General features: G+C 64.5%; 12 protein-coding genes and 2 pseudogenes. 2 read left to right on the top strand and 12 right to left on the bottom strand.

All coding sequences use genetic code 11. From position 1 onward, the window contains the following. Window positions 1-13: 13 nt before the first annotated feature. Complete coding sequence (locus CBM981_RS10380; RefSeq protein ID WP_087068344.1) at window positions 14-1,480, top strand: four-carbon acid sugar kinase family protein; 1,467 nt, start codon at window positions 14-16, stop codon at window positions 1,478-1,480. Here CBM981_RS10380 and CBM981_RS10375 read toward each other — a convergent pair. Then, window positions 1,362-2,789 carry an APC family permease gene (locus CBM981_RS10375; RefSeq protein WP_225867347.1) on the bottom strand — a complete coding sequence of 476 codons (1,428 nt, stop codon included), beginning with the start codon at window positions 2,787-2,789 and terminating at the stop codon, window positions 1,362-1,364. The genes CBM981_RS10380 and CBM981_RS10375 overlap by 119 nt on opposite strands. Window positions 2,790-2,838: 49 nt before the next feature. On the opposite strand from CBM981_RS10375, the gene CBM981_RS10370 reads away from it, so the two are divergent. Then, on the top strand, window positions 2,839-3,546 hold the full coding sequence (locus CBM981_RS10370; protein ID WP_087068343.1) for a GAP family protein: 708 nt from the start codon (window positions 2,839-2,841) through the stop codon (window positions 3,544-3,546). Window positions 3,547-3,565: 19 nt separating this feature from the next. On the opposite strand, the gene CBM981_RS10365 is transcribed toward CBM981_RS10370, so the two are convergent. From CBM981_RS10365 to CBM981_RS15915, 11 genes and pseudogenes are all read right to left on the bottom strand, one after another. Continuing rightward, window positions 3,566-3,817: a hypothetical protein gene (locus CBM981_RS10365; RefSeq protein WP_157665413.1), complete on the bottom strand. Its 252-nt coding sequence runs from the start codon at window positions 3,815-3,817 to the stop codon at window positions 3,566-3,568. A gap of 23 nt (window positions 3,818-3,840) precedes the next feature. Then, window positions 3,841-4,419, bottom strand: coding sequence for a hypothetical protein (locus CBM981_RS10360; protein WP_087068341.1), 579 nt, complete (start codon window positions 4,417-4,419; stop codon window positions 3,841-3,843). A 52-nt stretch (window positions 4,420-4,471) separates the two neighbouring features. Then, window positions 4,472-6,220 carry a hypothetical protein gene (locus tag CBM981_RS10355; protein ID WP_087068340.1) on the bottom strand — a complete coding sequence of 583 codons (1,749 nt, stop codon included), beginning with the start codon at window positions 6,218-6,220 and terminating at the stop codon, window positions 4,472-4,474. A 414-nt stretch (window positions 6,221-6,634) separates the two neighbouring features. Beyond that, a complete protein-coding gene (locus tag CBM981_RS10350; RefSeq protein ID WP_157665412.1) occupies window positions 6,635-7,510 on the bottom strand; it encodes a hypothetical protein in 876 nt (291 codons plus the stop codon). Between the two features lie 119 nt (window positions 7,511-7,629). Next, on the bottom strand, window positions 7,630-8,067 hold the full coding sequence (locus CBM981_RS10345) for a hypothetical protein (RefSeq protein WP_157665411.1): 438 nt from the start codon (window positions 8,065-8,067) through the stop codon (window positions 7,630-7,632). Window positions 8,068-8,312: 245 nt separating this feature from the next. Further along, a complete protein-coding gene (locus CBM981_RS10340) occupies window positions 8,313-9,251 on the bottom strand; it encodes an IS481 family transposase (protein WP_087067884.1) in 939 nt (312 codons plus the stop codon). A 48-nt stretch (window positions 9,252-9,299) separates the two neighbouring features. Then, entirely contained in the window at window positions 9,300-9,902 is a 603-nt protein-coding gene (locus CBM981_RS15355) for a hypothetical protein (RefSeq protein ID WP_157665410.1), read from the bottom strand. A gap of 419 nt (window positions 9,903-10,321) precedes the next feature. Beyond that, the gene (locus CBM981_RS10330) at window positions 10,322-11,674 is read right to left on the bottom strand and encodes a VCBS repeat domain-containing M23 family metallopeptidase (RefSeq protein WP_157665409.1); all 1,353 of its coding nucleotides are present in this window, start codon (window positions 11,672-11,674) and stop codon (window positions 10,322-10,324) included. A gap of 211 nt (window positions 11,675-11,885) precedes the next feature. Further along, window positions 11,886-12,746 (bottom strand): annotated as a pseudogene (locus CBM981_RS10325) (IS3 family transposase). 2 nt (window positions 12,747-12,748) lie between these two features. Next, window positions 12,749-13,863, bottom strand: a protein-coding gene (locus CBM981_RS10320) for an IS3 family transposase (protein WP_369801604.1) whose coding sequence is annotated in 2 segments (ribosomal slippage) — window positions 12,749-13,602 and window positions 13,602-13,863 — 1,116 coding nt in all. Because the reading frame shifts where the segments join, the coding sequence is not laid out codon by codon here. 73 nt (window positions 13,864-13,936) lie between these two features. Next, a pseudogene (locus CBM981_RS15915) lies at window positions 13,937-14,241 on the bottom strand (transposase); the annotation flags it as partial. Window positions 14,242-14,425 lie beyond the last annotated feature (184 nt).

The raw sequence follows: 14,425 nt of genomic DNA, 5'->3' as shown, positions 1-14,425 counted from the left end.
GCACGATGGTGCCATGAAGGTTGTGGTGCTCGACGACGACCCCACCGGATCGCAGACGGTGCACGGCTGCCCGCTGCTGCTGCGCTGGGATCCGGCCACCCTGCGGCGGGGTCTGGCCCACCCCTCGCCGCTGCTGTTCGTGCTGGCCAACACCCGCGCCCTGGCGCCGGCGGCGGCGGCGGAGCGGGTGGCGGAGATCTGCCGCGCCCTGCGCCGGGCCGTGGCGGCGGAGCAGGCCGAGGGCCGCTGCCGCCACTGGCTGATCGTGAGCCGGGGAGACTCCACCCTGCGCAGCCACTTCCCGCTGGAGTGCGACGTGATTGCCGCGGAGCTGGGCGGGGAGGGGGGCGCGGGCGGTGGGCCATCGCAGGGCTTCGAGGCCACGTTCCTGGCGCCGGCGTTCCTGCCGGGGGGCCGCACCACCGTGCACGGCGTGCATCTGCTGAACGGGGAGCCGGTGCACACCACCCCCTTCGCCCGCGACGGCCTGTTCGGCTACGGCAGCAGCGATCTGGCGGAGTGGGCCGAGGAGAGGAGCGGCGGCCGGATCGCGGCGGCCAGCGTGGAGAGGCTGGGGCTGGTCGAGCTGGATGCGGCGGCGGCCTCGGCCGAGGGCCACGCGGCGCTCTGCGCCCGGCTGGCGGCGCTGGAGGGCAACCGGCTGGTGGCGGTGGATGCGGAGCGGCCGCGGCAGCTGGCGGCCCTGGGAGCCGCGGTGCGGGAGCTCACGGCGCCAGCCGCGGCTGAGCGCTGGGGCCGGCCGCGGCGGTTCCTGTTCCAGTCGGCCGCCAGCCTGCTCAACGGCTTGGTGGCGCTGCCGAGCCAGCCCCTCGATGCCGCCGGCCTGGCGGGCCTGCGGCGACGCGGACCCCAAGGGCCGCTGCCGGGCCTGGTGCTGGTGGGCTCCCATGTGCCCCTGGCCGATGCCCAGCTGGCGGCGCTGCTGGCCGAGCCGGGCTGCCGGGCGGTGGAGCTGCCGGTGGCGCGCCTGGCCCGGGTGCTGGAGGGGCCCCTGCCGGCGGAGCTGCTGGCCTCGCTGGAGCAGGCCTGGCGCGGGCAGCTGCTGACCTGCCTTGCCGACGGCCTCACCCCGGTGCTGCACACCAGCCGCGGCGAGCTGCGCTGCGCCAGCCCCGCCGAGCGGCGGCGGCTGGGGGAGGGTCTGGCGTCCCTGATGGCGCGCCTGGCCGGGGCCCTGGCGCCGCGGCTGGGCTACGTGATCAGCAAGGGGGGCATCACCACCCAGGCGCTGCTGAGCGAGGGGCTGGATCTGGCGGCGGTGGAGCTGCAGGGGCAGCTGCTGCCCGGCCTCTCGCTGGTGCTCACGCCCGATGGCCCCCCGGTGCCGCGGCTGCCGGTGCTCACCTTTCCGGGCAATCTGGGGGAGGCGGGCACCCTGCGGCAGGCTTGGCAGCTGATGGAGGGGCAGCGGCAGGACCGGCAGCGGCAGGAGGGGCTTCCGCCTGCCGCCGCGGAATGAGCAGCCCCACGGCGGCCAGCGCCAGGGCGGCGAGGCTGTTGGTGGTGTCCTGCAGCAGGGCCGCGGTCAGGAACGCTGTGGACACCAGGGCGATCAGCAGCGGCGCCAGCGGGTAGGCGGGCAGCCGGAACGGCCGCGCCAGCCCGGGTTCCCTGAGCCGCAGGGTGATCAGGGCGGCGATGCCCACCAGGGGCAGGCCCACGTAGAGGAAGGCGGCCATGGCCAGCAGGTGCTCGAACGAGCCGGCCAGCACCAGCACGGCGGTGAGGGCCAGGGTGAGGCCGAGGGCGCCGGTGGGGGTGCCGCCGGCGTTCACCGCCAGGGCGGTGGCGGGGAAGAGACCGTCGCGGCTGAGGCCGTAGAGGATGCGGGGGGCGGCCATCACCACGGTGTTGATCAGCCCCAGCAGGGCCACCAGGGCCACCCCGGTGATCAGCACCCCGCCGCCGGCGCCGGCCAGCAGCTTGGCGGCATCGGCCGCAGGCAGGGGCGAGTCCGCCAGCTGGGCCGGGGAGAGCACGTGCAGCAGGGCGGCGTTGATCAGCAGGTAGAGCGCCAGCACGGCCAGCACGCCGCCGATCAGGGAGCGGGGCAGGTCGTGGGCGGGATCGGTGAACTCCTCGGAGAAGTAGATGGGGCTGGCCCAGCCGTCGTAGGTGGTGATCACCGGCTGCAGGGCGGCCAGCAGGGCCAGGCTGAGGCCGCCCCAGGCCAGCGGCGGTGGCGCCAGGTCCGGCGCGGTGGCGGCGTCGAGGCCGGCGTCGAGGCCGGCCTCGACAGGCAGCAGGAAGCAGGCCAGCACCAGGGCGAGGAAGGCCGCCGCCTTGGCCAGGCTGAGCAGCTCCTGGCTGGCGCTGCCGGCCTTCACGCCGCGCCACTGGATCAGGCCGAAGGCGGCGATGGCGAGCAGGCTGATCAGCTGCGGTGGCAGGGCGGCAGCGGGCAGCAGCAGGGCCACCAGCTCGCCGGTGGTGGTGGCCACCCAGGCCAGGCCGATGCAGTGGGCGAGCCAGTCGGTCCACCCCACCAGGCCGCCGGCCCGCAGGCCGAAGGCCCGCTCGGCGTACACGTACCAGCCGCCGGCCCGGGGCAGGCTGCTGGCCAGCTCGGCCACGCACAGGGCTCCGAGCACGGCATAGAGCCCGCCCAGCAGCCAGGCGGCCAGGATCAGCCAGGGCGCGGCCAGCTGGGCGGCCACCAGGCCGGGGGTCACCAGGATGCCGGCGCCGATGGTGCCGCCCACGGCGCCGGCCAGCCCGAACCCCAGGCCCAGCACCTGCTGCAGCTTGCCGGGGGCGGGGGAGCTCATGGGCGGAGTCTGGCGGGTTCTGGTAGGTTCTCGCCCGGATTTCCAAGCGATGCTCCCCTTTCACTGGCTTACCCAGACGCTCGCCTACGGGCTCGGCATCGCGTTCAGTCCGATCAACATCGCCCTGGTGGCCCTGCTGATGCTGGGCCGGCAGCCGCTGCGGCGCTGCGCCACCTACCTGGGGGGATGGGTGCTGGCCAACGGCGGCGCCCTCGGCGCGGTGGTGCTGATCGGCAGCCGCTTCAGCTGGGCGTTGCATCTGGGCACCAGGGCCCAGGTGCAGCTGGATCTGCTGAGCGCCGGTGCGCTGCTGGGGCTGGGGCTGTTCCAGCTCACCCCCGCCGTGACCCTGGGGGAGGAGAACTGGGCGATGCAGCTGATGGCCCAGCTGCCGGAGCTGGAGTGGCTGCCGCTGCTGGGGCTCGGGGCGGGCTGCGCCCTGGTGAGCCCGGAGAACCTGGTTTTCTACCTCAAGGAAGGGGGGATGCTGCTGACCAACCACACCAGCCTGTGGGGGGATCTGGAAGTGGGCGCGGTGTTCGTGGCCGTCACCACCTCGCTGCTGCTGCTGCCGCCGCTGGCCTGGTGGCTGAGCGGCGGCAGGGTGCGCCACCTGTTCACCGCCCTGAACGACTGGCTGATCCACCGGGCGGAGTGGCTGGTGGGGGTGCTGGCGCTGGTGCTGGGGCTGTACCTGGGCTGGGAGGGCATCGAGGGCCTGCACCACCTCACGGTGATCACGCTCGGCCAGGGATGAGGGGCGCCCAGTAGAGCGCTCAGTGGAGCTCCGTGCAGGTGGGCGTGGGGGTGAGCTTCATCAGCGTCCAGAGGGCGTCGTACTGGGCGGCACTCACCGAGAGTTCCTGCTGCATGCGCCGTCCCATCGGTGAGCCGGGGGCGGCGGTGGCGCCCAGCTCCCGGTTGATCACGGCCAGGCCCTCGCACATGGTCTCGATGTCGGGGTTGAGGTCGTTGTCGGCCCCGCTGGCCGCCGGTTGCAGCAGCAGCACCAGCAGCAGCACTGGCACCCGCAGGTCGAGCAGATAGAGGCTCAGTTCCTGGGGCGCTCCACCCGCTTGTAGCGGCCCTTGGAGCCGAAGCGGCACTCGAACACTTCGGTGGTGTTGGCGGAGGTGGGGCGGGCGATGGCCTGCACGGTGTAGCTGCCGTTCGGCTGTTTCTCAGCGTCCAGAACGGAGATGGCGCGGGGGTTGAGCCTGAACTCCTCGGCCACCATGCCGCGGCAGAAGCGGGGCATCTCCGACACCGGCATCGGCTCGGAGCGCCCAGCGCCGCTGGCGCGCTGGTCGGCGGTGGTGCGTACGCCGGTGAAGCGGCGGCCGTTGTCGAAGCTGCACACGAAGAACAGGGCCGACTCGCCATCCGCCGGGGTCTGGCCGTACACCACGTAGCCACTGCCGAGCCTGCGCTCCACCGGCAGGGTGCGGATGGCCCTGGGGCTCACCCTGAAGGCCGAGGCCGCTTCGCCCTGGCAGAAGCGCTGCATGTCGCGGGCCTCGGGAGGCAGGGGAGCGGCCGGGGCCGGGGCGGCGGCGGCCAGCATCAGTCCCACCAGCAGGGCCCCAAGGGCTGGGGCGGGCGGCAGGGGCGAAGCGGTGGGGAGGGGCATGGGAGGGGATGGCTGACGCAGCGACGGCTGACGCAGGGGAATGGTCGGGTGATCAGGCGCCGCGGGCCTGGCGGGCCAGGCGCATCTGGCGGCCCACGTGGTGGCCGATCAGGTAGGCGGTCATCTGGGGGCTGACGCGGGGTAGCGGTGCTGCGGACAGATCAGCCACGTGGATGTTGCTGGAACCCAGCACCAGCCCCGTGCGGGCGGGATCCTCCAGGCCCCGGTCGAGGGCTGTGCCGAACAGGCAGCCACCGGAAAGGTGCTGCTCGGTGAGCAGGTCGTGGCGACGGTAGTGGTTCACGTAGCCCTTCACCTGATCAGGCCGGTAGGGCAGGGGGGCCAGCAGGCGGATCAGACGCTGCACCAGCGGATGGGGGGGCACCCCGAGGGAGTTCATCAGGGGCAGGTGCCGGTCGATCACCGCCTCCGCCACCGCGGCATCGGCGGTGCCCGGCGCGAAGCAGTTCAGGCTGATCGGCAGGGGCTGGGGGTCTGGGCGGTCGGGGTTTCGGGGCGCGCCGGGGCTGCGGTACTGCCCGGGGCGGGCCATGTTGAATTTGAGAATGGCGGCGATCACGGTGCGGGGCTCACGCCGGGCGCCGAAGGGATGGTGCAGCAGGCGCACCAGCTGATCGAGCCTGTCGAACAGGGCCACGAGCGCGAGGCTGAGGGTTTTGAGCAGCGTGAACAGTGGTGGCCAGCGCACCATCCAGCGCTTCCAGGCATTGGGCAGCCAGAAGGCGATCAGCAGGTGGGCCAGCAGGTTGAGCAGGGTGCCGAGCTCCCCGGCGAAGAAGTCGAGATTGGCCACCACCGGCGGCTGGGCGAGCGGATCGTCGCCCGAGGCGGTGGGATCGCCTGGCCAGTCGGTGGCCATCAGCCCCACGTACTGATCCTTCAGCGACACCGGCTGATCGCACGGCAGCAGATAGATGCCGAACGGCAGCAGGATGTGGTCGTTCACCTCAAGGCCGATCGCCGGATTGCCGAGGTCGTCGCGGTGCTCCAGCAACAGGGCGGGTGAGCCAGCCCCGGCGCAGAGGATCAGCCGGGCCTCGGCCGCAAGCGGCAGCTCGCGCCGCCGACCGCTGGCAGGCTCCCAGAGCTCCAGACCCACGCAGCGTTGCCCGTCGGGGCCAGGCTCCAGCAGCAGCTTGCTGACGCGCTGGCCCGTGCAGAAATCCAGCTGCGGGTTGCCCTCCCACTCGAGCAGGGAAACGCCGCTGTGCACGCGCTGGCCAAAGGCATCGAACGGGGTGGGGAAGGGGTGGATCAGGGGCTGATGCTGCTCCGGCAGCACAGGCACCGGACCCACCCGATCAGGGTTCAGCGTGTAGCCAGCCTCCTGCAGCCTGCCGAGCACATGCTCCGCGAGGGGCGTGAGCACGGGGTCCCGTGGCTGCAGGGCCGCCACCAGCTCCTGCATGCAGTCCTGCCAGTAGGCAGGCTCGTGGCCGACATGGTCCTGCAGCCATGCGGGCGACTCGAAGATCATCGTGTAATTGATCGAGCCCCCGCCGCCCATCGTGCAGGCGCGGCCGCAGAGCACCGGCAGCCCATCGGCGGTGAGGGCGTGGTGCAGGCGAAAGATGTCGCCCTCGGCGTAGGAGCGGCTCCAGTTGCGCTGGTGGGTGATGTCGCTGGTTTCGAAGAAGTTGTCGCCCTCCTCGAGCACGAGCACCCGTGGTGGCGCGTTCCCCCGCAGCACCTGGTCGAGGAAGCCGCAGGCGCCGTTGCCTGACCCCACCACCACCAGCTGGTAATCCGCGAGGCTGCTCAGGCTGGGGAGACAGGGCATGGACCGGATCGTCCTGGCACGGCCATGGCCAGACTGGTGAGGGAGAGGCGAAATGGCAAGCGGCACCGCAGGCGGTCAACGGCCGCGCTGGATCCTGCGATCAGCACGCCCTGCCCCAGAGCGCTGATGGCCGAAGGCCGCCTGGACGGCCGCCTGATTGATGCAGCGGTTCCCGTCAGGCATGGCACCAGCTCAGCGTGGGCTTGATCGCCAGCAAGCGGCAGCAGGCCGCCTCCATGGCAGAGGACGAGAGCGCTGCGTTGGTTGTTCCTACACGTCGTCGCGCGCAGAGCTCACACCGGTTGTGATGGAGCTGGCCAGGCAGTGTTGTCTTCTTCAACGATCATCTTCAAGGCTCATCTTCAGCGGTCAGCTTCAGCCTTCCGAGCGGTCGTTCAGATCGAGGCGTTGCCTCTAAGCATGATCGGCTGGGATGCGGAAAATGTGGATCGACTGATCCTTTGATGCGTCGCCCTTGCTCTGGTCTTTCTTGTTGTGATCGTTCTTGCGTCGATCGGACACCATGACAAGTTCGTTGTCGCTCAGCCAGGACACCCCTTCAACGTTGGCATAGTGCTTTGAGGGAAAACGATAGACTATGCCCGCGTCAGCAGCAAAGCCGTCTGCGGCTTCGTTCAGCTTTCCGATCCAGATCCTTCGCGACGACTGGGAGAGCACGGTAACCTGATTGCCACGCTTGGCAATGGCAGCGTAATCCTTGAATTGCGCTGTTGAAGGTAATTCAATGGCAAATTCTTTTGTCCAGGCGCCGTCGTCAGCCTTCAGGAAGAGATGCAGCAGGCCCGTGCCTTGGCGTTGATCGTCCTGATTCAACGCGTCCTCCCACAGGCCCACAAGGTATTCGTTGCCATCGCGCCACAGGTGCTCCACCCCTTCGAAGCCCTTGTTCTTCTTGGCGAAGGCGACATCCAGCAGCCTGCAGCTGCAGAATGTGAGGTCGCGCTTGTACTCCCCTGCAAGCCCATGGAAATCACCGTTGGCATCCTTCAGGGCTTCAATGATGAGATAAAAGATTTCCTTGTGTGGGTCATAGGTGATGTCCTCAAAGCCTGTGCCCACGTTAAGAACAGGGATGATGCGATTCTGGCTCTTGCTTTTCAATGAAGTGTCAATCAGGGCCACTTCGTTGAGGTTGTCAAAGATCACATAGCAGGTCGATTCGTTGATCGCATAAACCCCACTAGCTTCAAGTCTGCTCCGTGGGTTCTTGCCGGGCAGCAGCTTATGGAGTTTCTCCTCACGAATGAGTTCAAGCTTCCTGCTGCCCATCGTGGCTTCCCTCCAATGTCGATTTCAGGTGAATGAGGCTGCTGAGGCCCTTGATGGCTGCTCCTCCCCATGCGTCTGCTCCATGGTCCAGCAGGCCATATCACAGTGGATCACACGGGTTACCACATCATCACGGCTGTTTCTCCTGGTCTGTCGGCGTAGTAGAGGCGAACTCTGAGCACGTAGTTTCTGCCCCGGATCAGCTTGTACCGGAAGGAAGCATTGAGATCCTCCCCGCTGTCATCGGCTCCTATGCGGTAGCGGAGCTGCCCATGATCTTCCTCGAACAACACCATCACGGTGTCTGAGGTGCCAAAGGTCTGGAACTGGTAATAGCGAGACTCGTTTGAACTCACCCTGAAGTGGCGCTGCTCACCGGCTGCAATATGGAGCAGTACAGATTGCGAGGGGCGTAACGTCTCCTCCTCCTGCTGCGCGGGTGGGTACAGAGACCTGACCCAGGCATTGTCTTTGGCCGAGAGGCCTCCTGCCGGCTGCAAACCGCTGGCATACTGCTCCGGCTTCCTGATGAGCCCCGGCCCGAATGGATAGTGCATCACGGAGTCTGGATCCCACGTGGTGCCCTCCACTTCATTGGGGGAGAGTTTGCGGATGATGTTCCAGAATGTCGTCTGGCGATCCCAGCCATTCGGAGGTTGGGCCAGGGCGGCGTAGACGGCTTCTTCGTTCCATTCAATTCCTGCCTTTGGATTCTGGTGTTCGTGCGGAAAGCCAAGGGTGTGGCCGATCTCATGGATCGCGGTGTCGATTTCACCCGGCCTAGTTGTGTTTTCTCACCAGGTCATTCAGCGATCAGCAATCGCTGGAGGGACTGCTGAGGCGTGAGGCCACCGAGAGCCATGTGGCACCTGTTGCCGTTATAGATGGCCAGATAGCGACGTAGCCAGCGGTTGCGTTCCTCTGATGTCTGGTAGGCGATCACGTAGGCCCATTCCGCCAGGATCGTTTTGATAAACCGCTCGGCCTTGCCGTTGGTTTGCGGCGTATAGGGCTTGGTGCGGATGGGTTTCAGATCCAATGCCCGGCAGGCTTTTCGCCAATCCCCTGAGCGGTAGGCGGAGCCGTTATCCGACAGGATCCTCCGGCAGGTGATCCCCTGCTCCGAGAACCAACCGACTGCACGGGCCAGGAATCCAACAGTCGTTGCCCTCTGCTCGTCGGCCAGCACCTCCACATACGCCAGGCGGGTGGCGTCGTCGATGGCGACGTGCACCTTCTCGTAGCCGGCGCCTCGGGAAGAGCCTTGACGACGGTCACCGGTGATCCGGTGACCGACCCGCTCAAACCTGGCCAGCTGTTTGGTGTCGACATGGATCATGTCGCCAGGCCGCTCCCACTGGTAGCGGCGAACTGGAACCTTGGGTTCAAGATTTCTGAGCCGTCCCAGCCCCAGGGCATTCATCACACGTCCGACGGTCGAGAGGGGCGCCTTGACGGCCCTGGCGATGCGCCGGAGAGTGCAGCGCTGGTGCCGTAGATCCACAGCCTGCTGCAGTTGCTGCGGATCGAGCGTCCGCCGCTGGGTGCGGCGAACACTCCGTCGATCCGCCAGTGCCGTTACGCCGCCATCACGGAAACGCGCCAGCCACTTGTAGGCGCTGCGCAGGCTGATCCCGGCTTGTGCCGCAAGGGCCTTGAGCGGCACGCCCTCATTGAGGTGCCGACGAATCAGGCGTTCCCGACTGATCGGCGTCAGTCGGGCATTGGGGTGGCTATGCATGGGGTGTGAGGTCTTGGGATGGGCGGTGACACCCCGACCCTGGCGACCTCACACCCAATCGTCAGCTGAACAACGTGGTGGGACTACACACCTAGTCAGATCCCAGCCGAAGTTCATCGTGCGCTCATTCGGTCCATGCTCGAGGATGTCCCGGCCCAGCCAAGACCAGGCACCGTCTCCACGCATGAAACCAATGCGAATCTCTGCCTCCTCGCGTTCACTCACTTCCTGAAACTCGATGCCGATCCCCACCGTCTTCCAGGCTTCGAAGCCGCGGCGCACCACGGCCTTCTGCTCTTCGGCACCCACCCAGCTTCGCCATTCACTGGTGCCATCAGAGAGCAGCACGTTCTGGCCGTCGGTGTTCCGGTCGAAAAAGTAATAGCGAAGCACCGTTCCGCTCACCCACTTGTTGCCGAACAGATTGATGAGGCGAACACGCTCAGCGGATACGCCCGGGTCAAAGACCCGTGTGGGTCTTTCAATCAATCCACAGTAAAAGCGTCCAGGGCCTGGGAGCGAAGAATCCCCCATGTCGGAGTGGGACTCAGCCGGCTGCGTTACTGCGCCTGGATCCTGCTGTTGTTCTGCCATCATGCTGCCCCATGAAGGTATGAAACTGAATACCTGAAGCCTGAACAGCCCCGCCAAGATGTCAACGTTCCATACACACAAGTTATCAGACGTTCACCTCATGACCGTTGTCTGTTGTTCTGAGGGGACGCTGGACTTCTGTGGCGATGGCCAAGAGTTGCTTTTTCCTGGGCGGCGTCTGGGTTAACCAGCGCATGGCTGGCGGGGAGCTTCTGTCCTATGCGAGATCCCTATATTGGTTAGCAGGACAAAGAGTTCTTGAGCCCGATTAGGCTTTGCACTAAGCGATACATAGCCAGAGCCAGGGTTGATGGACAGGCAGGTTTTCCTGCCTGCCTATGGGAGACATGGCATGTTGGTCTTGCTTCGACTGCCCATGCCAACGCAACCCCTGAGTGGTTGGTAATGAGCTGGAGAAGCAAAGAAAGAGTGTTTGGTGGTGGCTTGTCCACCATAGGGGTTTGTTGGCCAGTAAGTCACATTGTGGGCACGCCGGGATCTGCCCATCCAAGTTTGTTCCATGAACTAGCAACCCCGCTACTATTCATAAAAAAGGCATTTAAATCACCATTTGGACTGCGAAATAGGATTTCTTCCCCTGGCGAATTTACATTCACATTTCCAAAGCCGATGAGTTTGTGAGTTGGATCTGCCCAGCCGACCTTATAATATTGCACCGCAACGCCTGAGCTGTTGATCCTGAAGGCGCCGACGTCCCCGTTGTTTGCCCTAAAGATAATTTCATCTCTATTGTCGCCATTAATATCGGCAGGGCCTATGACTCGCATGCTTGGATCTGCCCAGCCAACTGAAAAATAGTTAAGGGCGACGCCGGATGAGCTAGTGTTAAATGCTCCAATATTTCCGTCTAATCCGCCAAAAATAATTTCATCTTTACCGTCTCCTGTTATATCGCCAACCCCAATCACTTGTCTGTCCATTCCGACAGACCCAACATTTCTAAATGTAGTCGCAACGCCATTCATGTCCGTGTGAAACGCTCCAATGGAGCCTCTAGACCGGAATATAATCTCATCTTTGCCATCACCTGTGATGTCCCCAATTCCTTGAACTTGCTGATCTGAGCCAACCCCTCCAACGCGATACCATTGAGTTGCTACACCATCCTCGCCAAGTCTAAATCCGTAAATCTCACTCTGCGGCGTCCGAAAAATCAGTTCGTCGTTCGACTGGGTAGATCCTGAGATATTGCCAGAGCCAATAAGCTTTTGCTCGGTTCCAGTAGATCCAATCTTGTGGTAAAGGAACGCCAGTCCCGATGAATTAGCTAGAAATGCGCGAACATCTCCATTCCCCGGCCTGAAAATCACCTCACTCTGACCACTCACTCCATTGACTTTCGAAATATCGGCAACAGGGCTGAAAAGAACGGGGTCCACATTCCAGTTGCTGCCTGAATTGGTAGATGTCCATGTTTCCCCCTTAAAGGTGCCAATAGAAAGGTCATCTGTAAAGTCAATTCTAGCGGAAGTGCCTCCTGATATTGTCCACGTGTTGTTCAACTGACTAGTCTGTCGTACACTTACTGAACCCTGTCTTCGTTCAAAGTGTAAATGAGCTGCTGTTGAGTTCCCTGAGCTACCCATAAGACCTAGCGCTTGACCTGCGCTTACTGATTGTCCTGTTGCGACTCTGAATGTATTTTTTAGTAGATGACCATAAATATCGACACCTGTGCTATGTCGAATTACTACTGTATACCCATATCCAGAAGTCTCTGATCCATTGAGCCCGGCAAAGAGCACAACCCCATCGGTAGCGCTGGTAATTGTTGTATCTCCTGATGCTACTAGGTCGTATGCAATCATTCCGGGGAACCCAGAATGGTTAGTGGTCTCGTCTCCCTGCGTAACCCTTACCCTCGCACCAGCTCGAAACGGTGTCCTAACCATAAACAGTAAATGAGTTCCACTAATATTAATTCCGAAAACGCAAGGGCGCTTGGGAGTCATAATTATTTACATCTTCTGACGTGACTCCCTTTATCGGCCCAGGCCTTATGAGAGTGGATGGGTGTGGTCATGCGGCAGCTCCCTGTTGAACTGCCTCCAGGGGCGTCAGCCCCTGGAGGGCCGAGTGCGGCCTGAGCGTGTTGTACTCCCAGCGCTAGCGATCGGCCAGGATCTGCGCCTACGGAGCTGTGGTGAACAGCTCCGTGTTGAGGAACTCATCGCGGAAGCGGTCGTTGAACGACTCGGCAAAGCCGTTCTCCCTTGGTGAACCCAGCTCGATGTACGCCGTGGCGGTGCCACTGGCCTCGCACCAGTCCCGTAGAGCCTGGGCAATGAACTCAGGGCCGTTGTCCGATCGGATGAACGCTGGCGCCGGGTAGAGGCTGGTGAGTTCCTCCAGCACAGTCACCACGTCTTTGGCCTTGCACCGCCTGCCCACCCGGATCGCCAGGCAGAGGCGGCTGTGCTCGTCGATCACGTTCAGGAACTTGAGTCTGCGGCCATCGGCGGTGGCATCGAACTGGAAATCCATGGCCCACACCTGGTGGGGATGCTGGGCCCGGTGACGCCTCACCGAGCCGTCTGCCGGCCGTGCCCGCTTTCGGTTTCTGGGAGTCGGCCGCTGCAGGCCTTCCTCCCGCCAGAGTCGTTGCATGCGCTTGTGATTGACGGTCCAGCCCTCCCGCCTGAGCAGCCGGTAGGCCATCCGGCGGCCCCAGCGGATGTGCTCCGCTGCGATTTCGCGGAGGCGATGGCGGAGTTTGGCCTCCTCCAGGTCGATGACCTTGCCGCCCTGGCGCTGGGTGCTGCGGTGCTGGCCCACCACCCGGCAGACGAGGCGTTCAGAAGCCCGGTAACGCTCCTGCAAGACCGTGACAGTGACGTGACCCCCTTTATCGGTCCAGGGCTTATGAGAGTGGGTGGTCATGGTCATGCTGCAGCTCCTTGTTGAGCTGCCTCCATGGGCGTACGCCCTTGGAGGGCCGAGTGTGGCCTGAGCGTGTTGTACTCCCATCGCCAGCGATCGGCCAGGATCTGAGCCTCCGGGGCTGTGGTGAACAACTCGGTGTTGAGGAACTCATCCCGGAACCGGCCGTTGAACGACTCGGCAAAACCGTTCTCCCACGGGGATCCTGGCTCGATGTAGGCCGTGCTGGTGGTGGTACTGGTCTCACACCAGTCCCGTAGAGCCTGGGCAATGAACTCAGGGCCGTTGTCCGATCGGATGAACGCTGGCGCCGGGTAGAGGCTGGTGAGTTCCTCCAGCACAGTCACCACGTCTTTGGCCTTGCACCGCCTGCCCACCCGGATCGCCAGGCAGAGGCGGCTGTGCTCGTCGATCACGTTCAGGAACTTGAGTCTGCGGCCATCGGCGGTGGCATCGAACTGGAAATCCATGGCCCACACCTGGTGGGGATGCTGGGCCCGGTGACGCCTCACCGAGCCGTCGGCGGGCCGTGCCCGCTTCCGCTTCCTGGGAGTGGGCCGCTGCAGCCCCTCCTCCCGCCAGAGCCGTTGCACCCGCTTGTGGTTCACGGTCCAGCCCTCCCGACGCAGCAGGCGGTAGGCCATGCGGCGGCCCCAGCGGATGTGCTCAGCTGCAATCTCCCTCAGGCGGTGCCGAAGCTTGGTCTCCTCCAGGTCGACGACCTTCCCGCAATGGCGCTGGGTGCTGCGGTGCTGCCCCACAACACGGCAGGCCTGGCGCTCTGATGCCCGGTAACGCTCCTGCAGGACCGTGACGGCCCTGCGACGGCGTTCCGGGCTCAGAAGTTTCCCTCCGCAAGGTCCTTGAGCATCGCCTTCTCCAACTCGGCTTCTGCCAACAACTTCTTGAGCCGGGCGTTCTCCTTCTCCAGCTGCGTCAGCCGGCGGGCCTCCTCGGCCTGCATCCCGCCGTACTGCTGCTTCCAGCGGTGATAGGTCGGCTGTGTCACCTCGATGACGCGGCAGACATCGGCGACGGTCTTGCCCTGGGCAATCAGCTGGTCGGCGGTCTTGAGCTTGCGGATGATCTGCTCCGCTGTGTGCCTGGTGCGTTTCATGGTGAAGTCCCCGGCCCAGTCTGGCCGGCTGAGGACTCTCATTCACCCTGGACCAATTCCCGGGGTCCACGTCAACAGCCCTGCGGCGGCGTTCCGGGCTCAGAAGTTTCCCTCGGCGAGGTCCTTGAGCATCGCCTTCTCCAACTCGGCTTCTGCCAGCAACTTCTTGAGTCGGGCGTTCTCCTTCTCCAGCTGGGTCAGCCGCCGGGCCTCATCGGCCTGCATGCCCCCGTACTGCTGGCGCCAGCGGTGGTACGTCGGCTGCGTCACCTCTATGACACGGCAGACGTCGGCGACGGTCTTGCCCTAGGCGATCAGCTGCTCGGCGGTCTTGAGCTTGCGGATGATCTGCTCCGCTGTGTGCCTGGTGCGTTTCATGGTGGAGTCCCCGGCCCAGTCTGGCCGGCTGAAGACTCTCATTCAACCTGGACCGACTGTTGGGGTCCACGTCACTTCTAAAATGCAGCATTCCTGTTTGTTATGCCCAGTTGGTCATCGGACAGTTCCGTGAACCACTCCCGATCCGGCCTCCCTTTCCGCAAACATCTGCCAGAGGCCCGCG

Origin of the sequence: Cyanobium sp. NIES-981, from assembly GCF_900088535.1 — a bacterium.
Classification (GTDB): domain Bacteria; phylum Cyanobacteriota; class Cyanobacteriia; order PCC-6307; family Cyanobiaceae; genus NIES-981.
This window is presented reverse-complemented; position numbering and strand designations above follow the sequence as displayed.